Source organism: Pseudooceanicola endophyticus (genome assembly GCF_018760365.1).
GTDB lineage: Bacteria > Pseudomonadota > Alphaproteobacteria > Rhodobacterales > Rhodobacteraceae > Pseudooceanicola > Pseudooceanicola endophyticus.
Genome location: NZ_JAHIAB010000005.1, coordinates 96,060 through 115,885, shown reverse-complemented (window position 1 = coordinate 115,885; position 19,826 = coordinate 96,060). Strand labels below are relative to the sequence as shown.

The window sequence follows — 19,826 nt, the reverse complement described above, 5'->3', positions numbered from 1 at the left end:
CCCGGCCTGCCTCTACTTCGGAAATACATTAGAACGATTCCAAGGTTTGCGCCGTGCTCCGATTCCTCACCTCCAAACGACGCTTCTCCGAGCTTTCCGAACAGGAAGTCCTCGCGCTGGCGATTTCCTCGGAGGAGGATGACAGCCGGATCTACCGGGGCTTTGCCTCAAGGCTGCGGGCCGATTTCCCGGCGACCGCGCGGATCTTCGATGCCATGGCCGAGGAAGAAGAGACGCATATGCAGCGCCTCATCGACCGCCACAAGATCCGCTTCGGCGACACCATTCCGCTGATCCGGCGCGAACATGTCTCGGACTACTATTACCGCAAGCCGGACTGGCTGACCGCGAACCTCTCGCTTGAGGACATACGCGCTCAGGCCGAGATCATGGAACGCGATGCGCATCGCTACTACGTGACCGCCGCGCAGCGCAGCACCGATGCCGACACGCGCTCCCTTCTGCATGAACTGGCCGCCGCCGAGGCCGGCCATGAACGCCGCGCCGAGGAGCTGACGGAACACGAGCTGACCGGAGAGGTCCGCGCCAGCGAGGCAGAGACCGAGCATCGCCAGTTCGTGCTGACCTGGGTGCAGCCGGGTCTGGCCGGGCTGATGGACGGATCGGTCTCCACCCTGGCGCCGATCTTTGCCACCGCCTTCGCGACCCAGGATCCCTGGACGACCTTCCTGGTGGGCCTTGCGGCCTCGGTCGGGGCGGGGATCTCCATGGGCTTTACCGAGGCGGCCTCGGACGATGGCCAGATTTCGGGGCGGGGATCGCCGCTCAAGCGGGGCATCGCCTCGGGGGTGATGACGGCGCTCGGGGGGCTGGGCCATGCGCTGCCCTACCTGATCCCGCATTTCTGGGTCGCCACCTCGATCGCCTTCGTCGTCGTCTTCTGCGAGCTTTGGGCGATCGCCTGGATCCAGAAGCGCTACATGGACACGCCGTTCTTCCGCGCCGCATTGCAGGTGGTGCTGGGGGGGGCGCTGGTGCTGGGCGCGGGCATCCTGATCGGCTCGGGCTGAACTGTCGCTGCGGCAGCGCCCGGATCACCGGCGCGTGAGCCGAAATGAAGACATGTGAACCCCACGCATTCGCAGCCTAAATGCCTGCAATCACTGATCTTGATGGGTCCTGCCCCCCGGGCAGGGCCCGGCCCGCCCGGGGCCACCCCCTTGCCGTGCCCCAAGCCAGCTTTCAATGGAACCCGATACGAGTTCCAAACCGGAGGCTGCGCATGGCAGACACCACCTTCTCACAACAGGGCGACGGGGGGCTGCGGCGCGATGCCGGCAAGCTGGCCCTGCTCTTCGTCTCGACCACCTCGATGGTGGGGTCGGGCTGGCTGTTCGGGGCCTATCACGCCGCCAAGATCGCCGGCCCCTACGCGATCTGGAGCTGGATCGTCGGCGCCGCCATCGTGCTGCTGATCGCGCTGTGCTTCGCCGAGCTTGCGGCGCTGTTCCCGCGGTCCGGCGCGCTGGTGCACATGAGCCACGCCAGCCATGGCGCCGGTCTGGGACGGATCTGGAGCTGGCTTCTGTATCTGGCCTATGCGCCCGTGGCGGCGGTCGAGACCGAGGCGGTCGTGACCTATGCCAACAACTACCTGCCCTTCCTGCTGAAACCGGGGGGCGATGGCACGCTGACCATCACCGGCTTCGTGGTCTGCGCACTGCTGCTGCTGGTGATCGCGGCGCTGAACCTGCAGGCGGTCAGCGCGCTGATGAAGGTCAATACCGTGGTGACCTGGTGGAAGATCGCGGTGCCGCTGGTGACAGTGGTGGCGCTGATCGCGGGATCCCATCACTGGGGCGTCTGGCAGGCCGATCCCGAGCCCGGCCAGTTCGACGGCATCTTCACCGCGCTTCCGGCGGCGGGCATCGTCTTCAGCTTCCTGGGCTTCCGCAGCGCCATCGACATGGGCGGCGAGGCTGCGAACCCCGGTCGGGCGATCCCGCTGGCGGTGATCGGCTCCGTGCTGCTGGCGGCGGTGCTTTACGTGCTGCTGCAACTGGCCTTCATCCTGGCGCTGAGCCCCGGTGACCTGGCCAATGGCTGGGCCAGCCTGAGCTTTGCCGGCGATGCCGGTCCCTTCGCCGGGCTGGCGGCGGCGCTTGGCTTCGGCTGGGTGGCGGCGCTGCTTTACGTCGATGCCTATGTCTCTCCGGGCGGGACCGGGCTGATCTACCTGACCGGCGGGTCGCGCATCCTCTATGCGGTGGGCGAAACCGGCACCGGCCCCGCGGCCTTCGCGAAACTGTCGAAGAACGGCGTACCCTGGGTCGCCATCGCGGTGATGTGGGTGACCGGCGTGTTCTTCCTGCTGCCCTTCCCGGCCTGGCAGAAACTGGTGGGCTACATCACCTCGATCACGGTGATCACCTATGGTCTGGGCCCGATCGTGCTGCTGGTGCTGCGCCGCAACCAGCCCGAGGCGGAGCGCGCCTTCCGGCTGCCCTTCGCGGGCGTGCTGGCGCCGCTGGCCTTCATCTGCTCGAACCTGATCATCTACTGGACCGGGTTCCAGACCAACTCGGTGCTGTTCCTGCTGATGATCGTGCTCTTCGCGCTTTACGCGGGCCATCACCACCTGTTGCGGCGGCGGACGGCGGAAAGCTTTGGCTGGGGCCGGATCGGCTGGCTGCTGCCCTGGTTCGGCGGCATGTGGATCCTCTCGGCGCTTTCGGACGTGGGCGGCGGCCTTGGCCTGCTGCCGTTCTGGCCCGGGGTCGTGCTGACGGCGGTCTGGAGCCTGATCGTGGTGCGCCTCGCGCTGCGCGCGGCCCTTCCCGCGGAAGAGACCGCGCGGGTGCTGGCCGGCCCCGAAGAGGGCTTCCCGCAGGACCTCTAGGCGCGGGATGGAGACGGGGGCGGGGGCTCTGCCCCCGTCTCCTGCGGAGACTCCCCCGCCATATTTGTGGAAAGATGAAGGCCGCTCAGCTGCTCTTGGCCCGGGGCGCGCAGAAATCGATGAAGGCCTTCAGCGCCGCCGAGGCATTGCGCCGCGACGGGTAGACCACGCTGATCGGAATGTCGGGCAGGCTGTATTCGCACAGGAGCGCCTTCAGGCGGCCCTCCTGGATATGTTCGCGCACCAGGAAATCCGGCAGGAAGGCGATGCCCAGCCCATCCAGCGCGGCAGTCGCGATCAGCTCACCGTTGTTGGCCGAGAAGACCGGGTGGATCTTCTGGTAGAACAGCTCTTCGCCGCGCTTGAACGGCCAGGTGCCGGCGCCGCGCATGTTGGCGTAATAGAGCGTGCGGTGATGCGAGAGATCCGAGGGCACCTCGGGGGTGCCGTTTTCCTCAAGATATCCGGGCGAGGCCACCACATGGGTGCTGACATGGTGGAACTGGCGGGCATGCATCGAGGTATCCTCGAGCTCGCCCACGCGGATCACCGCGTCGTAACCTTCGGAGATCATGTCATGCAGCTTGTCGTCGAGCGAAACTTCCAGCTGGATCGCCGGGTAGTCGCGCATGAAGCGCACCAGGTGCGGGCGCAGGATCGACAGGGTGTAGGAGACCGGTGCGCCGATCTTCAGCCGGCCGGCGGCGGTGTTGGTCTCGGTCTTGACGCTCTCGTTGGCCTCGTCCAGCAGGTCGAGGATCTTGCGCACCTTGGCATAGTAATCCAGGCCAATGCCCGTGGGCTTGACGGAACGGGTCGTGCGGGTCAGCAGGCGGGCGCCGAGATTGGCTTCTATGTCGTTGATATGCTTGGAGCACATGCTCCGGGAAATGCCGAGGCGGTCGGCAGCGGCCGAGAAGGAGCCTTCCTCGACGATGAGGGCGTAGGTGCGCAGCGCGATCGTATCCATCGAAACCGTCTCACTGGTATGACGACCGCGTGACGGCCGTGTGAAGGGACTGCTTAGATAGGATAGTCCGGCGTCGGTTTGAACTCTTTCTTTGCGCACAATTCCTTGCGCCCCTGCGCCCAGATCGCAGGGCGGGCGCGGGGTCCCGGAAGGCCCCCCGAACAAAAACAGGCCCCGACCTTCACCCGTGCCCCCCCGGGTTGGGGGCGGCACGGGGAAGGACCGGGGCCTTGTGCCGGAACCGGCGTCAGGGCGTATGCGCCGGTCGGCTCAGGCGGTCGGGATTACCGGCCCGAGCTGGCCAGCAGCGGCACGTCGGCGCGCGGGAAGCTGGTCACCGTGACGGTGTCGTTCGAGGCCAGGCTCTGCGAGCGCTGCATCGAGACCGGCAGGCGGGTTGCGGGAATGTCGCGGTTGGTACCCGAGGTCAGTTCGACCTGGCTGGTGACGATGCCGGTGTCATCGCCTGCGGCGTAGACGGCGTCGGTCGGCACCAGGACAGTGGTCGATTCCGGGGCGGCGGTGTTTGCGAAAGCGGCGCCGGCGGAGGTTGCGACGAGAAGTGCGGTGAGGGCAGTTGCTGCGAGTTTCATTATTATTCTCCTTCGTACGTTCGGGTGACGCGTCTGTCTGCGTCTTGTGACGGGGAGATAGTTCCCGAACGCCAGGAACATTAGGTGTCATTTTCCGTTTACACTTTTCGCTCTGAATGCACAATTGAGCGGCGCTCTGCTGACGGATCACATGCCCAAAAGGATACATGACCTTAGGTCATCATTGACGCGAATGTGGCGGCCCCGGCAGGGACGGCGCCTTGCTGTGCAGGGGTCTGCGTTCGTTCCGGATGCTGCGACGCGGCGGTGCGGGACGGGCCCCGGAGCCGGGATCCGCCCGCGGCGAGCGGACCGGCGGGCCCGGGACCCGCGCCGCCTCAGTCCTCCTTCAGGATCAGCTGAGAGACCACCGTCAGCGCCTGCCAGGCCTCTTCGAAGGCCAGATCCAGCGGCCTGTCGGTCTCCAGCCAGTGCTGGATCGCCGTCCAGGACATCGACAGCAGGCTGTGCGCCAGGATCGCCAGGAAGATCGGCGTGCTGTCGCGGAAGCGCTGCGACAGCAGCTCTGCCAGGGCGCCGCCGATGATCTCGCGCTGCGCCATGTAGATTTCCATCATGCGCGGCTGGGTCTGCACCAGCGACACGATCAGCTTCAGCTCGTCGCGCCGCTCTCCCGCCTTCAGGGTATGGGCCCGCATCAGCCGGTAGAGATCGCCGCGCTCGGGGCCACTGCCGCTCAGGAAGGCCTGGATATCGGCGTCCGGCAGGCTCGGCACCTCGCCGAAGATCGCCGCTTCCTTGTTGGGGAAGTAGTTGAAGAAGGTGCGCGGACTGACCCCGGCATGGCGGCTGATGGCCTCCGAGGTGACGGCATCGAAGCCCTGTTCGTTGACCAGCTCAATGGTGGCCTTCTGGATCATCCGTGCCGTCTCGGCACGGCGGCGCGCCCTCAGATTCGACATCTGCCCTCCCGTTTCGCGCGGTTCTACACCGGGACACGCCCGGGTTGAACCGCGACTTGACAGCCTTCCGCGCAGGGGGCAGCGCGCGCGGCAAACGCCCAAACCGGAATTTTCAATACAGAAAAACCGCTTCTTAACGCCCCCTCAAGTGAATGTCAGACATAACACGATTTACACTGACCGCAAACTTTGCACACTCTGCAAGGATTCGCTATACATGCCACATGGCACGATGCGATGTGTTGCCGGAAAACACGATCAGGAACGGATTTTTGATGACAAGTACACACGGGCAGGGGCTCCGGACGCTAGCTCTGACGCTGGCCCTGGTGACCCCCTCGGCCCTGCTGGCGCAGCAGGGCGGGATGATGACTCCGCAAGTCGGCTACGTGACCCTGCACGCAGGCCAGGTTGATCAGACGGTCGAGCTGCCGGGGCGCGCGGTGGCCTATGAACAGGCCGATATCCGTCCGCGCGTGGACGGGATCGTGATCAAGAAACTTTACAAGCCGGGCTCGGACGTCAAGGAAGGCGATCCGCTGTTCCAGCTTGACGATGCCAGCTACCAGGCAACCGTCGAGGCCGATGCCGCCTCGGTTGCCGAGGCCGAGGCGGACCTGCCGGTGAAACAGGCCGCCTATGACCGCGCCGTCAAGCTGGAGGGCTCGGGCTATACCGCCGCCGATGTCGATACCGCGAAGTCGGACCTGGCCTCGGCCAAGGCGACGCTGCAATCCGCGCAGGCGGCGCTGAAATATGCCCGCATCCAGCTGGGCTGGACCACCATCCGTTCGCCCATCGACGGGGTGGTCGATGTGGCCGACGTTTCGACCGGGGATCTTGTCACCTCGGGCCAGAGCGACGCGCTGACCACCGTGACCACGCTTGATCCGATCGACGTGGAGCTGCTGGAGCCTGCCGCCGACATCCTGTCGATCCGCAAGAAGGTCCAGAGCGGCGATCTGAAGCTGTCCGATCAGCTGCAGGCCAGCCTGATCGTCGAGGGCGGCGAAACCTACGAAACCAAGGGCGAACTGGTGACCCCCTCGCCGACGGTGTCGACCACCACCGGTTCTGTCACCGTGCGCTTCCGCTTCGACAACCCCGACCACGTGATCCTGCCGGGCATGTTCCTGCGCGGCACCGTCACCCTGGGCAGCCGCGAGGCCTTCCTGGTGCCGCAGCGCGCCGGCGAACATGATGCCAACGGCAATTTCAGCTTCTTCATCGTCGGGGACGACGGCAAGGCCAAGAAGGTCAGCGTGCCCACTGATGGCAGCCAGGACAATGCCTGGATCGTCACCTCGGGGCTGGAGGACGGCGTCAAGGTGATCGTCGACGGCCAGAAGAACCTCCAGGACGGGGCCGAGGTCAAGGCCGTGCCGGTGACCATCACCGAGGACGGTACGACCCAGGACGCAGCTGGCGCCAAGGGAACGGAATAACCGCTCATGGCCCAGTTCTTTATCCGTCGCCCAGTCTTCGCCTGGGTCCTCGCGATCCTGCTGATGATCGCCGGGGCCTTCGGTCTGAAGTCGCTCGCCATTTCGCAATATCCCGAAGTGGCGCCCACGACCGTGCGCATCTCGGCCACCTATACCGGGGCCTCGGCCCAGATCGTGGCCGACAGCGTGACCTCGGTCATCGAGGACGGCATGACCGGCCTCGACGGCCTGCTCTACATGACCTCGAACTCCAGCGAGGGGTCCTCCCAGATCTCGCTGGTCTTCAACTCCAGCACCGATGCCGACATGGCCCAGGTGCAGGTGCAGAACAAGCTCCAGCTCGTCCAGAGCTCTCTGCCCACCGCGGTCACCCAGACCGGGGTGTCGGTCACCCGTTCGACCAGCTCCATCCTGATGGTGGGCGCGCTGGTCTCGGATGACAACTCCATGTCCAACGTCGAGCTGGGGAACTACTTCTCCAACTCCATGGAGGACACCGTGCAGCGTCTGGAGGGCGTCGGCTCCATCCAGATGTTCGGCTCCGAATATGCCATGCGGATCTGGCTCGATCCGGCCAAGCTCTACAAGTACGGGCTGACGCCGTCGGATGTGACCAGCGCCGTTTCCGAACAGAACACCAACGTCACCGTCGGCTCGCTCGGCGATCTGCCCAGTGCCCAGGGCCAGCAGGTCACCATCTCTCTCAAGGCGCAGTCGCAGCTTTCCACCGTGGACGACTTCCGCAAGATCGTCCTGACCACCACCGATGACGGGTCCTCGGTCTATCTGGGCGATGTCGCCCGCATCGAACTGGCCGACGATTCCTATTCCGTCCTCGGCCAGTACGACGGCAAGAACGCCGTCGGCTTCGGCGTCAACCTTCAGAACGGCGCCAACGCGGTCGCCACCTCCGAACGCGTGCATGCCGCCATCGACAAGCTGAAATCGGCCCTGCCCGAAGGCGTGTCGGTGGTCTATCCCTACGACACGACCCCCTTCATCCAGGAGTCGATCAACCAGATCTACCATACCCTGATCGAAGCCATCATCCTGGTCTTCGTTGTGATCCTGGTCTTCCTGCAAAGCTGGCGGGCCACGATCATCCCCTGCATCGCGGTGCCGGTGGTTCTGCTGGGCACCTTCGGGGTACTGGCGGCAACCGGATTGTCGATCAACACGCTGACCATGTTCGCCCTGGTGCTGGCGATCGGCCTGCTGGTCGATGACGCCATCGTCGTGGTGGAAAACGTCGAGCGGGTGATGGAAGAGGAACACCTCGACGCCGTTGCCGCCACCGAGAAATCCATGAAGGAGATCTCCTCGGCGCTGGTCGGCATCGTGGTGGTGCTGTCCTCGGTGTTCCTGCCCATGGCCTTCATGTCGGGATCGACCGGCATCATCTACCGCCAGTTCTCGGTCACCATCATCTCGGCGATGGTGCTCTCGCTGCTGGTGGCACTGATCCTGACGCCTGCGATGTGCGCCAGCCTGCTGAAGAACCAGCACGGCAAGAAGAAGATCTGGCCCGCCCGCAAGTTCAACAGCGGCATGGACCGGCTCAACACCGGCTACACCGGCACCGTGGCGCGGCTGATGAAGCGTCCCTTCCGGATGCTGATCGTGGTCGCCGCCGTCGGCTTCGGCATCTATTCGGTCTACGAAAAGCTGCCCTCCAGCTTCGTGCCGACCGAGGATCAGGGCGTGCTGATGTCCTCGATCTCCCTGCCGCAGAACGCCACCCGGGCCCAGACCAAGAAGACGGTCGAAGCCATCACCGACTTCATGGAGACCAACTACAAGGACCAGATCAAGGGCGTCTTCTCGGCCATCGGCTTCGGCTTTGACGGTGAGGGGCAGAACAACGCCATGCTCTTCGTCAAGCTGAGCGACCTGGAAGAGCGTCCCGGTGTCACCGCGGCCTCCATCGCGATGGCGGCGAACATCCACTTCGCTTCCGGGCGCTATGGCCAGGTGTTCTTCTTGCAACCGCCGCCGATCCAGGGCATGGGCTCCTCCGAGGGCTTCTCCATGTACCTGATCGACCAGGGCAACCACGGGCTTGACGCGCTGCGCGAGACCGCCGCCAAGGTCGCACAGCAGGCGCAGGCCTCGGGTCTGGTGACCTCGGTGCGCGGCTACGAGGCGAATGCCAAGACGCAGCTCTCGATCGACCTCGATCCGCAGAAGGCCCAGGCGCTTGGCCTGACCATCTCGGACATCAACGACAACCTCTCGACGATCTTCGCCGGCAGCTACGTCAACGACTTCACCCTTGATGGCAAGCTGCGCGACGTGCGGGTCATGGGCGATCAGCCCTACCGGATGCAGCCCGGCGACATCAACGACTGGTACATGCGCAACTCCGATGACGAGATGGTGCCGCTTTCGGCCTTCTCGACGCAGACCTGGGGCAAGACCTACACCAAGATCGCCCGCTACGGCGGCGTCAACGCGCTGGAGCTTCAGGGCTCTGCCGCTTCCGGTGTCAGTTCCGGCGATGCCATGAACGAGATGCAGAAGGTCGTCGATGAGATGGGCAACGGCTACCAGCTGGCCTGGACCGGCCTCAGCTATCAGGAACAGCTTTCGGGCAACCAGGAGCCGATGCTTTATACCCTGTCGGCCGTGGTGGTGTTCCTGGCGCTGGCGGCGCTTTACGAAAGCTGGTCGGTGCCCTTCGCGGTCATGCTGGCGGTGCCGGTGGGCCTGCTGGGTGCGCTGGTCACGGCGCTGTGGTTCGGCCAGTCGAACGATGTCTACTTCAAGGTGGGCATGCTTACGACCATCGGCCTGGCGGCGCGCAACGCGATCCTGATCGTGGAATTCGCCGAGAAGCTGAGGGAAGAGGGCATGGAGCTACTGGAGGCGGTCAAGACCGCGGCCCGGATGCGTCTGCGTCCGATCCTGATGACCACCTTCGCCTTCGGTCTGGGCGTGCTGCCCCTTGCCACCGCCAGCGGCACGGGGGCAAATGCCCAGAACTCGATCGGGATCGGGATGCTCGGGGGGATCGCCTTCTCGGCTGTCTTCGGCATCGTCATGGTTCCGGTTCTCTACGTTGCAGTCCGCCGCATGGTCGGCAGGTCCAAGGGCGGCAAGGGCCGCAAGGAGACGACAGCATGATGCAATTGATGAAACTGGCCCCGCTGGTGCTGGTGGCGGGCTGCGCTGCGGTCGGGCCGAACTACAAGGCGCCGGACGTCGCGGTGACGCGCCAGTTCGTCGGCGGCGACAGCGGGCCTCTGGCCCAGGTCGCCTACCGGCCCTGGTGGCGCGACTACAAGGACCCGATGCTGAACGAGCTGGTCGAGACCGGCATGAAGCAGTCCCTGTCGATCCTCCAGGCCCAGGAGCGGATCCGCCAGGCGCGCGCGCAGCTGCGTCAGACCGGAATCAACTCCGCGCTCAGCGGCTCGGCCGAGGTCGACAAGACCCGTGCCGGGACCGATGGCGGCACCGCCAGCTGGAGCACGACCTCCTCTCTGGGGGCAAGCTTCGTGATCGACCTCTTCGGGGGCGTGCGGCGGGAACAGGAGGCCGCAAAGGCCAACCTGGCGGCCTCTCAGGCCAATGTCGGCACCGAGCGGCTGGCCTGGCTGGCCGAGCTGGTCGCCGATTACGCCGATGCGCGCTACTACCAGCAGGCACTGGAGCTGACCCGCAAGACCATCGAGACCCGCAAGGGCACGCTGGACATCACCCAGCAGGAGCTGAACGCGGGCGCGGCCACCGATTACGAGGTGGCCGAGGCCCAGGCGGCGCTGCAGTCGGCCCAGGCCGATCTGCCCAGCTACCTGGCGCAGTTCCGCGCCCAGGTCTTCGCCATCGCGACGCTGCTGAACGTGCCCGCCGGGCCGCTGATGCAGAAGATGGAGAAGGGCGCGCCGCAGCTCTCGATCCCGGGCACCATCGCCACCGGCGTGCCGGCGGATCTGCTGCGCAACCGTCCCGACGTGCGCTACTACGAGGCGGTGCTGCATCAGCAGGTCGCCGATGTGGGCGTCGCGCAGGCCGATCTCTATCCGTCGCTGACGCTCTCGGGGACGGTGTCGGGCACCAGCTCCACCACCAGCTGGAGCTTCGGACCCTCGATCACCCAGGCGATCTTCAACCAGGGATCGCTGCGGGCGGCGCGCGATGCGCAGGTCTCGGCCGCAAAGCAGGCCGAGATCGACTACCGCTCCACGATCTCCGGCGCGGTCGAGGATGTTCAGGTCGCGCAGTCGAACCTGAAGCAGTACCGGGCCCAGGCGGCCCAGCTGCAACAGGCCGCCGACAGCTACTCGCGCGCGCTTGGACTGGCACAGACCACCTACCGCAACGGTGCGATGACGCTGCTTGACCTGCTCGATACCGACCGTTCCGAGGCTTCGGCGCGGATCTCGGCGGCTTCGGCGCGCAATCAGGCGGCCCAGCAATGGGCGACGCTGCAGATCGCCATCGGCGCGGGCGCCGGCTATGCCGAAAGCCCCGAAGAGCAGCCGCTGCCGCCCAAGGCCCCGGCCAAGTAAGCGGCGGCCCGCAAGATGCAGAAAGCCCCGGACGGTCGCACCGTCCGGGGCTTTTTCGTTCCGGGTGCGTTGTCTCAGCCCAGAACCTCGCTCACCGCGCCCTTCAGCTTGCCGACGATCTCGTCCGCCTCGGCCTCGCTCAGGCAAAGCGGCGGGGCAAAGCCCAGGATGTCGCCCTGCGGCATGGCCCGGCTGATCACGCCGCGCGCCAGCAGCGCCGTGTTGATCGCAGCCCCGACGCCCTTGGCGGGAGCAAAGAAGGTGCGGCTGTCGCGATCCTCGACGAATTCCACCGCGCAAAGCAGCCCCTCGCCGCGGATGTCCCCGACCATCGGGTGATCGCCAAGCGCATCCTTGAGCGCTGCCTTCAGGTAGGCGCCGGTGTCGCGCGCATTGTCGACCAGCTTCAGGCTGTCCACCAGCTTCAGGTTGGCCACCCCGGCGGCGGCCCCGATCGGATGCGCCGAATAGGTCCAGCCATGGCCGATCGGGCCGAACCGGTCGGTGCCCTCTTCCAGCACCTTCCACATCCTGTCCCCCACGATGGAGCCCGACAGCGGCGCATAGGCCGAGGTCAGCCCCTTGGCGATGGTGATCAGGTCGGGCCGCATCCCGTAGTGATCGGAGCCGAACATGGAGCCGAGCCGCCCGAAGCCCGTCACCACCTCATCCGCGACCAGCAGGATGTCGTGCTTGTCGAGCACCGCCTGGATCGCGGGCCAGTAGCCCTCGGGCGGGGGCACCAGGCCGCCGGTGCCAAGGGCGGGTTCGCCGATGAAGGCGGCGATGGTATCGGCCCCCTCACGCGCGATCAGCGCCTCAAGTTCGGACACGCAATGGGCGACGAAATCGGCTTCGGACATGTTCAGGTCGGGACGGCGGTAGTAATAGGGTGCCTCGGTGTGGATCACCCGGTCCAGCGGCAGGTCGAATTTCTGCTGGAAGGCCGCCAGCCCCGTGAGCGAGCCGGTCATCAGCCCGGACCCGTGGTAGCCGCGCCAGCGCGAGATGATCTTCTTCTTCTCGGGACGGCCGAGGATGTTGTTGTAGTACCAGATCAGCTTGACGTTGGTCTCGTTCGCATCGGACCCGGAAAGGCCGAAGTAGACCTTGCTCATGCCCTTCGGCGCGCGGTCCAGCACCATCTTCGCCAGCGTGATCGAGGCCTCGGTGCCATGGCCCACATAGGCGTGGTAATAGGCCAGCTCCTTCGCCTGCTCGGCGATGGCCTCGGCGATCTCGGGGCGACCGTAGCCGACGTTTACGCAGTAGAGACCGGCGAAAGCATCCAGCAGACGGTTGCCGGCGCTGTCCTCGATATGGACTCCCTTGCCGCCGGTCACGACCCGCTGGGGCAGGTTGCCGCGCGCGAATTCCGCAAGATGGGTCGAGGGGTGGAAGAAGTTCGCGCGGTCCCACTCTTCCAGATTGGTGTTCTTCAGCATGATCCGTCCTTTCGTTATGCTTTGGCCGCGGCGGCAGGGTCCTCAGGACCAGTCGCGGCAGAGATACTTGACCTCGGTGAAGGCCTCCATTCCGAGCCGGGCACCCTCGCGGCCCAGACCCGATTGCTTCATCCCCCCGAAGGGGATCGGTGCGCCGGTGACCTTGGTGCGGTTGACCGCCACCATGCCGAAGCCGAGCGCGCGCGAGGCGCGGTAGATCCGGCGGGGATCGGCGGTGTGCAGATAGGCGATCAGCCCGTATTCGGTGGCATTGGCGCGGCTGATCGCCTCGTCCTCGGTGTCGAAGGGGGCCAGGGCCGCGACCGGGCCGAAGGTTTCCTCGGACATGATCCGGGCCTCCTGCGGCACCCCGGCCAGCACCGTGGGGCGGTAGAACAGCGGCCCTTGCGGATCGCGGCTGCCGCCGGCCAAAAGCGTCGCGCCCCGGGCCAGCGCATCGGCAACGTGCTCCTCCTGCTTGGCCACGGCGGCCTCGTTCATCAGCGGGCCAAGGTCGCGGTCCTCCATCCCCGGGCCCAGGGTCAGCTTTTCGACCGCGGCGGTGAACCTGGCGCAAAAGGCCTCGTAGAGCGGGCGTTCGATCAGGAAGCGGTTGGCGCCCAGGCAATCCTGGCCGGTGGTGGCGAACTTGGCCTTCACCGCCTCGGCAACCGCGCGGTCCAGGTCGGCATCGGCGAAGACCAGGAAGGGGGCATGGCCGCCCAGCTCCAGCACCAGCCGCTTCACCGTGTCGGCGCTCTGGCGGTACAGCAGCTTGCCCACCTGCGTGGAGCCGGTGAAGGACAGGGCGCGCACCCGGGCATCGACGGTCCAGGCGCCGACGATCTCCGGCGCCTCGCCGGTCACGACGTTGAAGACCCCCGGCGGCAGGCCCGCCCGCTGCGCCAGTTCCGCCAGCGCCAGCGCCGACAGCGGGGTTTCCGCCGAGGGATGCGCGACCACCGTGCAGCCCGCCGCCAGCGCCGCCCCGGCCTTGCGCGTCAGCATGGCCGAGGGGAAGTTCCAGGGCGTCACCAGCGCCGCAACCCCCACGGGTTCGCGCCACAGCTCGACTTCGGCGTCGGGCAGATGGCTGGTCACCCCCTCGATATTCGGGCGGCGGGCCTCCTCGGCGTAGAATTCCAGGAAGGCGGCGGCATAGTCGATCTCTCCGCGCGCCTCCGACAGCGGCTTGCCCTGTTCCAGGACCATCAGCCGGGCCAGGTCTTCCCGGTGGGCGATCATCAGCGCGTACCAGCGGCGCAGGACCTGCGCGCGCTCCTGGGGCAGCAGGCCGGACCAGCCCGCGAAGGCAGCCTGGGCGGCATCCACGGCCCCGCGCGCCTGGCTGGCCGACAGCGCGGCGACACGCGCCAGCAGCGTGCCGTCGGCCGGGTTCGTCACGGCGATCCGGCGGTCGCCCTTGCCGCTGACCCATTGGCCGTCGATATGGGACGCATCGCGAAACAGCGCGGCGTCAGAGCAGATGCGGGATCGGATGTCGGTCAGTTGCATGGCGCAGGCTCCCTCTCGGTTGGTCCCATGCTGGCATCTCTGCACAGCAGGGTTGGTCCGAAGAAGGCGCCGGAACAGCCGGTCCGGTCTGCCCGAGGGGGGCGGAACAGTCCGGGCGGACTGTCAGCGCATCAGCAGGTCCAGCGGCGGCAATGCCGGTCCCTTCACCGGCTTGGTCACCACGTAGGTAAAGTAGCGCGCCAGCCCGATCCGCGCCTCCAGCATCTCGTCGATCAGGATCTGGTAGCTTTCGATGTCGCGGGTGACGACCTGCAGCAGGTAGTCGAAGCCGCCGCCAAGCGCCCAGCAGGCGGTGATCTCGTCGAAGCGGGTCATGGCCTCCTCGAAGATGCGGAAGCTGGCGGCGTTGTGCTCGGCCAGCTCGACCGAGACGAAGACGGTGACATGCGGGGCGATCTTGCGCAGGCTGATCCGGGCGCCGTAGCTTTCGATGATGCCCGCGCTCTCCAGCCGCTTCAGCCGGGTCCAGCAGGGTGTCGCCGACAGGCCCACCTGCGCGGCAAGTTCGGTCTTGGTCAGGCGGCCATTGGCGGAAACGGCCTTGAGGATGGCAAGATCTCGCGCATCGAGGGGGTGCATGGGAGGCGGGGTTCCTTGGCCGGGGCAGGGGCCCGCCCTTCCTGCCACAGTTCCCGCCCCGAGAGTAGACCCGGCGCCTGCCGAACGGGCCGGGACGCGGAGCGGGGCGGAAATTCCGCGCGAAACGGCGGGGCCCGGCGCCAAGAGGCTTGGCCCGGGGCGATATTCAGATGTACTCAAACAAAAACGCCGGCAGGCGGCGGCAAGGAGAGAGCGATGGAAATCAAGGTGCGCAAGATCATGTGCCGGGTGGACGAGATCCTGCACGAAGGCGGCCCGGTGGCCGAGGTGCCGCAGAAGAAGGGGGTGATCATGGCGGTGATCGCCAACCCCTATGCCGGGCATTACGAGGCCGACATCACCCCGATGATGAAGGCGCTGGAACCGCTGGGCGCTGAGCTGGCGGATCGTCTGGTGGCCGCGCTTGGCGGCGATCCGGCGCGCATCGAGGGCTATGGCAAGGGCGCCATCGTCGGCGTTGAGGGCGAGCTGGAGCATGGCGCGCTCTGGCATGTGCCGGGCGGCTACGCGATGCGCGGCGCCCTGGGCGAGGCGCTGGCCATCGTGCCCTCGACCAAGAAGGTCGCCCCTGCGGGGACCGAGATCGACCTGCCGATCACCCATGTCAACGCCTCCTACGTGCGCAGCCATTTCGACACCGTGACCGCCGGGATTTCCGACGCCCCGAAACCCGATGAGATCGTGGTGGCGCTGGCGATGACCACCGGCCCCCGGGTCCATGCCCGCGTCGGTGGTCTGAAGGCCGCCGAGATCAGCAAGAAGGACGGGCTGCGGTGAAGATCCGGACCCTGGTCACCTTCGTCGAGGACACCCTCTCGGAGCAGGACGTGGTGCTGAACGCGCCGCTGCGCCGCGCCGTCGCCATGGCGGTGATCGAGAACCCCTTCGCGGGGCGCTACGCCGGGGACCTCTCGGAGCTGATCGCCATGGGCGAGGAGCTGGGTGATCTGCTGCCGCGTCGCGCGCTGGCGGCGCTTGGTCCCGATGCGCGGGCGGAAAGCTTTGGCAAGGCCGCGATCGTGGGCACCGACGGAGAGCTGGAACATGCCGGCGCGCTGCTGCACCCGAAGCTGGGCGCGCCGTTCCGCGCGGTGCTGGGCGGCGGCCCGGCGCTGATCCCCTCGGCCAAGAAGCGCGGGCGGGCGGGCACGGCCATCGACATCCCGCTGGGCCACAAGGACGACGCCTATGTGCGCAGCCATTTCGATGCCATCGAAGCGCATATCCCCGATGCCCCCCGCGGCAACGAGATCCTGATCGCGGTGGCGGTGACCGATGGCAGTCGCCCGCTGCCGCGCATCGGCGGCAAGAGCACCGCCGAGCTGTGATCCCTTGGCGCCCCCGGCCCGGACATGCTAGCCCGGGCCGGCAAACAGGAGAGCGCCATGACCGCCCCCCGCCGGATCGTCGTGATGGGCGTGACCGCCTGCGGCAAGACCAGCCTGGCACAGGCGCTGGCCGGGCGGCTGGGGCTGCCCTTCCTTGAGGCCGACCGCCTGCATCCCCCCGAAAACATTGCCGCAATGAGCCGTGGCGTGCCGCTGGACGATGCCATGCGCGCGCCCTGGCTGGATGCCGTCGCCACCAAGATGCGACAGCTTGACCAGGACCGGGGCGGAGTGGTGGTGGCCTGTTCGGCGCTGAAACGGCGCTACCGCGACCGGCTGCGGGCGGACGGGCCGGTGTTCTTCCTGCACCTGGCGATCGGGATCGCAGAGGTGCGCCGCAGGCTGGCCCTGCGCGAAGGGCATTTCATGAACCCGGTGCTGGCCGACAGCCAGTTCGCCGCGCTGGAACCGCTGGGGCCGCAGGAGGCCGGCGGCACCCTGGATGCCACCATGGCGCCGGAGGCGCTGCGGGCGGCGGCGCTGGCGCGGCTGGGCTAGCTATTCGGCTGCATCGCGATCCGCATCCGTCGCGGCGACCGCATCGGCCCGGGCGGCGTTCAGCAGGGCATTCAGACCCAGTTCCAGCGCCGCGCGTTCCTCCGGCGACAGCCGCCCCAGGATCGCCTCGGCCCGGGCCGCGACCCGGGGATAGGCCTCTTCGAACAGCGCACGCCCCTTCGGGGTGCAACTGTAGATCCGCAACCGCCGGTCCTGAAGCGAGACGGTCCGGCGGATCAGCCCCTTCTGCTCCAGCCGGCTGGCAGCGCGGCTGACCTGCACCCGGTCCATCGACGACCGCCGCGCCAGGTCCAGCGAAGACAGGCTCTCTTCCCCGGCCAGCAGGAACAGGAACCGCCATTCCTCGCGGCTGAAGCCGTAGTCATGCTGATACACCTCGACCAGGTGGCGCGAGAACGCCTCGGCGGTGACCGCAAGCTGGTAGGGGAAGAAGGTCTGCAGCATGACGGAGCATCCGGAGGTGAAAAGATCCCCCGGTATACGAGAAAAATCACCCGTTTCAAGCCCCGGGCGACGGTGCCCGGGGCCCTGGCCCGGCGATTGCCTCAGGCCGGGCGGCGCCGGGCCAGGGCGTAGAAGCCCGCGCCCAGCAGCGTCGAAAGCCCGACCAGCAGGTATTGCCATTCGGTCCCCAGCTGCAGGAAGGAGGTGGCCGAGGCATTGACCTGCACCAGGATCGCGCCGAACAGCGTCGCAAGGAAACTGCCCCGCCCGCCGCTGATGATCGCGCCCCCCAGCACCACGGCGGTGATCGACATCAGGCTGTAGTTGATCCCCGTGGTCGGAGAGCCAAAGCCCACTTCCCCGGCCAGGATCAGCCCGCCGATGCCGGTCAGCAGCCCGGCCAGCGCGAAGACCGCCGGCACCGTCACCGTGCGGCGCAGCCCCAGCCGGAAGGCCGAGGCCCCGTCCGAGCCGATCGCGCGCAGCGCCCGCCCGGTGCGGCTGCGGAAGGTCATCCATTCGAAGCCCAGGCAGGCCAGCAGCGCCAGCGCCGCCGCCACCGGCAGCAGAACCAGCTTCGAGGTGAAGAAGGTGCTGAGATCGAAGGCGATGGCCCCGTCCGGAAGCGGGCGCAGCAGCAGCGACACCCCCTGAAGCCCGAAGAAGGAGGCCAGGGTCACCACGATGGACGGCAGCCTGAGCCAGATGATCAGCAGCCCCTGCACCGCGCCGATCAGCGTGGTCAGCGCCAGGATCCCGACCGCTCCCAGCCCGAGCGCCCCGGCGCCATTGCCATCCGGCAGCCAGAAGGAGGCGACCACCACCACCAGCCCGGCCATGGGACCCAGGGAAAAGTCGATCTCTCCGACCAGCATCACCGCCAGCTGCGCGAAGGAGATGAAGGCCAGAACGCTCAGGAACGACAGGAAGATGCCGATGTTGTAGGCCGACAGGAAATTGCCGTTCGCGCTGCTGGCCCAGACCGAAATCGCGGCGGCCAGCACCGTCAGCACCAGCACCGGGAAGTGATCGTGCCCGGCGATGCGCGCACGCAGAGAGGGGCCGCGCCGCGCCTCGGCCCGCCCCTCCCGGCGGGAGGTCGATTGCAGGTTGGCGGCGGTGATCGCCTCGTCATTGACCTGATCGCCCGACAGCTCGGCGCTGATCTGACCGCGGCTGAACACCAGCACCCGGTCGCACAGCCCCTCCAGCTCCACCCCGTCGGAAGAGGCGACCAGCACGGCGATGCCTTCTGCCGCGAGGCGGCGCAGGTGGAAGTAGACCTCGCTTTTCGAACCGATGTCGACGCCCTTGGTGGGTTCGTCGATCAGCAGGACACGGGGGGCGGCCAGGACCTCCCGGGCGATCAGCACCTTCTGCTGGTTGCCCCCCGAGAGCGCGGAAACCGGCGTGCCCCGCCCCGGCGTCTTGATCGAGAAGTCGCGGATCGCGCGGTCCGCCAGCCGGGCCTCTGCCGGCCCCGCGACCAGCCCGCCGGGGGCCAGCGCGTCCATGTTGCCAAGGCCCAGGTTCTCCTGCACGGAGAGCGACAGGAACAGCCCCTCGCTGTGGCGGTCATCGGGCACGAAGCCGATGCCGGCCTTCTGGGCACTGTCGCGGCTGGCGCAATCGACCGGCACCCCGGCAATGGCGATCCGGCCCGAACGCGCCTGCTCCAGCCCCGCGAGCGCACGCATCACCTCGCGCTGGCCCTGCCCCTCGACCCCGGCCAGGCCCAGGATCTCTCCCGGGCGGATCTGCAGGGAGACATCGCGAAAGCCCGGACCGGACAGGCCGGAAACCTCGAACAGCGGCGCCGCGTCCGCATCGGCGGGGGTCTTCGAGGGGAACACCTGGCCCAGGGACTGCCCGACGATCAGCGCGACAACCTCGTCATGGCTCAGCTCCGCGGCGGGGCGTGTGGTGATCATCTGCCCGTCGCGCAGCACCGAGAGCGTGTCGGCAATCTGCGCCACCTCGTTCAGCCGGTGCGAGATGTAGACGATGGCCAGCCCCTCGGCGCGCAGGCTGCGGATCACCTCGAAGAGGGCGCGCACGTCCTCGTCCTTGAAGGGTTCGGTCGGTTCGTCCAGCACCAGAACGCGGGGGTTGCTGGCCAGGGCGCGGACGATCTCGGCCACGTGCTTCTGGCCAAGGGACAGATCGGCCACGCGGGCGGTGGGCGCCATGCGCAGGCCGGGGGCGGCGACCCGCTCGATCAGCGCGCGGGCACGCTCGGCGCCGCCGGGGCGCCCGTAGTCGGGGTTCACCAGCGCCAGGCATTCCAGCACCGTCAGATGCGCGGGCAGGGCGGGGTGCTGGTAGGCCACCGACAGGCCGAGCCGGCGCATGGTGACCGGATCGGGATCCGGAACCGGGGTGCCGTCGACCTCGATCGTGCCGGCGCTGGCGCGCAGCACCCCGGCGGCGACGTTGATCAGGGTGGACTTGCCGGCGCCGTTCTCGCCCACGACGGCATGGACTTCGCCGGGCCGGATCGACAGGTCGACACCATTCAGCGCGACGGTGCGCCCGAAGGTCTTGCGGATGCCGCTCAGGCGGATGACGGGGGTCTGGGTCATTGCAACCTCC

At 67.3% G+C, this 19,826-nt stretch carries 16 protein-coding genes; 8 read left to right on the top strand and 8 right to left on the bottom strand.

From position 1 onward, the window contains the following. The first annotated feature begins 53 nt into the window (after nucleotides 1-53). Both mbfA and KM176_RS10735 read left to right on the top strand, forming a co-directional pair. Nucleotides 54-1,031: an iron exporter MbfA gene (gene mbfA, locus KM176_RS10740; RefSeq protein ID WP_160896047.1), complete on the top strand. Its 978-nt coding sequence runs from the start codon at nucleotides 54-56 to the stop codon at nucleotides 1,029-1,031. A gap of 212 nt (nucleotides 1,032-1,243) precedes the next feature. Beyond that, entirely contained in the window at nucleotides 1,244-2,860 is a 1,617-nt protein-coding gene (locus KM176_RS10735; protein WP_160896048.1) for an APC family permease, read from the top strand. Nucleotides 2,861-2,945: 85 nt separating this feature from the next. Here the strand turns inward: KM176_RS10735 and KM176_RS10730 are convergent, their stop codons facing one another. From KM176_RS10730 to KM176_RS10720, 3 genes are all read right to left on the bottom strand, one after another. Then, on the bottom strand, nucleotides 2,946-3,830 hold the full coding sequence (locus KM176_RS10730) for a LysR family transcriptional regulator (RefSeq protein ID WP_160896049.1): 885 nt from the start codon (nucleotides 3,828-3,830) through the stop codon (nucleotides 2,946-2,948). A gap of 284 nt (nucleotides 3,831-4,114) precedes the next feature. After that, entirely contained in the window at nucleotides 4,115-4,423 is a 309-nt protein-coding gene (locus tag KM176_RS10725; protein ID WP_160896050.1) for a hypothetical protein, read from the bottom strand. A 338-nt stretch (nucleotides 4,424-4,761) separates the two neighbouring features. Beyond that, nucleotides 4,762-5,346, bottom strand: coding sequence for a TetR/AcrR family transcriptional regulator (locus tag KM176_RS10720; protein ID WP_160896051.1), 585 nt, complete (start codon nucleotides 5,344-5,346; stop codon nucleotides 4,762-4,764). A 275-nt stretch (nucleotides 5,347-5,621) separates the two neighbouring features. Here KM176_RS10720 and KM176_RS10715 point away from each other — a divergent pair, with 275 nt between their 5' ends. The 3 genes from KM176_RS10715 to KM176_RS10705 are packed head-to-tail and all read left to right on the top strand — an operon-like array spanning nucleotide 5,622 to nucleotide 11,302. Continuing rightward, nucleotides 5,622-6,791, top strand: a complete 1,170-nt coding sequence (locus KM176_RS10715) for an efflux RND transporter periplasmic adaptor subunit (protein ID WP_160896052.1) — start codon at nucleotides 5,622-5,624, stop codon at nucleotides 6,789-6,791. A gap of 6 nt (nucleotides 6,792-6,797) precedes the next feature. After that, nucleotides 6,798-9,914, top strand: a complete 3,117-nt coding sequence (locus KM176_RS10710; RefSeq protein ID WP_160896053.1) for a multidrug efflux RND transporter permease subunit — start codon at nucleotides 6,798-6,800, stop codon at nucleotides 9,912-9,914. Further along, complete coding sequence (locus tag KM176_RS10705; RefSeq protein ID WP_236045272.1) at nucleotides 9,911-11,302, top strand: efflux transporter outer membrane subunit; 1,392 nt, start codon at nucleotides 9,911-9,913, stop codon at nucleotides 11,300-11,302. The genes KM176_RS10710 and KM176_RS10705 overlap by 4 nt, the downstream gene beginning before the upstream one ends. 74 nt (nucleotides 11,303-11,376) lie before the next feature. On the opposite strand, the gene KM176_RS10700 is transcribed toward KM176_RS10705, so the two are convergent. The 3 genes from KM176_RS10700 to KM176_RS10690 form a co-directional block, all read right to left on the bottom strand. Then, nucleotides 11,377-12,747, bottom strand: a complete 1,371-nt coding sequence (locus KM176_RS10700; RefSeq protein ID WP_160896054.1) for an aspartate aminotransferase family protein — start codon at nucleotides 12,745-12,747, stop codon at nucleotides 11,377-11,379. Between the two features lie 42 nt (nucleotides 12,748-12,789). Next, the gene (locus KM176_RS10695) at nucleotides 12,790-14,262 is read right to left on the bottom strand and encodes an NAD-dependent succinate-semialdehyde dehydrogenase (RefSeq protein WP_160896055.1); all 1,473 of its coding nucleotides are present in this window, start codon (nucleotides 14,260-14,262) and stop codon (nucleotides 12,790-12,792) included. Nucleotides 14,263-14,385: 123 nt separating this feature from the next. Beyond that, entirely contained in the window at nucleotides 14,386-14,862 is a 477-nt protein-coding gene (locus KM176_RS10690) for an Lrp/AsnC family transcriptional regulator (protein WP_160896056.1), read from the bottom strand. 216 nt (nucleotides 14,863-15,078) lie between these two features. Here KM176_RS10690 and KM176_RS10685 point away from each other — a divergent pair, with 216 nt between their 5' ends. The 3 genes from KM176_RS10685 to KM176_RS10675 are packed head-to-tail and all read left to right on the top strand — an operon-like array spanning nucleotide 15,079 to nucleotide 16,769. Further along, complete coding sequence (locus KM176_RS10685) at nucleotides 15,079-15,660, top strand: amino acid synthesis family protein (protein WP_160896057.1); 582 nt, start codon at nucleotides 15,079-15,081, stop codon at nucleotides 15,658-15,660. Next, complete coding sequence (locus KM176_RS10680) at nucleotides 15,657-16,211, top strand: amino acid synthesis family protein (protein WP_160896058.1); 555 nt, start codon at nucleotides 15,657-15,659, stop codon at nucleotides 16,209-16,211. Before KM176_RS10685 ends, KM176_RS10680 begins: the two co-directional genes overlap by 4 nt. A gap of 57 nt (nucleotides 16,212-16,268) precedes the next feature. Further along, nucleotides 16,269-16,769, top strand: coding sequence for a gluconokinase (locus KM176_RS10675; protein WP_160896059.1), 501 nt, complete (start codon nucleotides 16,269-16,271; stop codon nucleotides 16,767-16,769). Here KM176_RS10675 and KM176_RS10670 read toward each other — a convergent pair whose 3' ends face one another. After that, nucleotides 16,770-17,234: a MarR family winged helix-turn-helix transcriptional regulator gene (locus KM176_RS10670; RefSeq protein ID WP_160896060.1), complete on the bottom strand. Its 465-nt coding sequence runs from the start codon at nucleotides 17,232-17,234 to the stop codon at nucleotides 16,770-16,772. A gap of 101 nt (nucleotides 17,235-17,335) precedes the next feature. Then, nucleotides 17,336-19,816, bottom strand: a complete 2,481-nt coding sequence (locus KM176_RS10665; protein ID WP_160896061.1) for an ATP-binding cassette domain-containing protein — start codon at nucleotides 19,814-19,816, stop codon at nucleotides 17,336-17,338. Nucleotides 19,817-19,826 lie beyond the last annotated feature (10 nt).

What these genes read in the sequence shown, in the direction of transcription:
- KM176_RS10735 (WP_160896048.1), top strand. Translation starts at nt 1,244, where the DNA reads ATGGCAGACACCACCTTCTCACAACAGGGCGACGGGGGGCTGCGGCGC.
- KM176_RS10730 (WP_160896049.1), bottom strand. Translation starts at nt 3,830, where the DNA reads ATGGATACGATCGCGCTGCGCACCTACGCCCTCATCGTCGAGGAAGGC.
- KM176_RS10725 (WP_160896050.1), bottom strand. Translation starts at nt 4,423, where the DNA reads ATGAAACTCGCAGCAACTGCCCTCACCGCACTTCTCGTCGCAACCTCC.
- KM176_RS10720 (WP_160896051.1), bottom strand. Translation starts at nt 5,346, where the DNA reads ATGTCGAATCTGAGGGCGCGCCGCCGTGCCGAGACGGCACGGATGATC.
- KM176_RS10715 (WP_160896052.1), top strand. Translation starts at nt 5,622, where the DNA reads ATGACAAGTACACACGGGCAGGGGCTCCGGACGCTAGCTCTGACGCTG.
- KM176_RS10710 (WP_160896053.1), top strand. Translation starts at nt 6,798, where the DNA reads ATGGCCCAGTTCTTTATCCGTCGCCCAGTCTTCGCCTGGGTCCTCGCG.
- KM176_RS10705 (WP_236045272.1), top strand. Translation starts at nt 9,911, where the DNA reads ATGATGCAATTGATGAAACTGGCCCCGCTGGTGCTGGTGGCGGGCTGC.
- KM176_RS10700 (WP_160896054.1), bottom strand. Translation starts at nt 12,747, where the DNA reads ATGCTGAAGAACACCAATCTGGAAGAGTGGGACCGCGCGAACTTCTTC.
- KM176_RS10695 (WP_160896055.1), bottom strand. Translation starts at nt 14,262, where the DNA reads ATGCAACTGACCGACATCCGATCCCGCATCTGCTCTGACGCCGCGCTG.
- KM176_RS10690 (WP_160896056.1), bottom strand. Translation starts at nt 14,862, where the DNA reads ATGCACCCCCTCGATGCGCGAGATCTTGCCATCCTCAAGGCCGTTTCC.
- KM176_RS10685 (WP_160896057.1), top strand. Translation starts at nt 15,079, where the DNA reads ATGGAAATCAAGGTGCGCAAGATCATGTGCCGGGTGGACGAGATCCTG.
- KM176_RS10675 (WP_160896059.1), top strand. Translation starts at nt 16,269, where the DNA reads ATGACCGCCCCCCGCCGGATCGTCGTGATGGGCGTGACCGCCTGCGGC.
- KM176_RS10670 (WP_160896060.1), bottom strand. Translation starts at nt 17,234, where the DNA reads ATGCTGCAGACCTTCTTCCCCTACCAGCTTGCGGTCACCGCCGAGGCG.
- KM176_RS10665 (WP_160896061.1), bottom strand. Translation starts at nt 19,816, where the DNA reads ATGACCCAGACCCCCGTCATCCGCCTGAGCGGCATCCGCAAGACCTTC.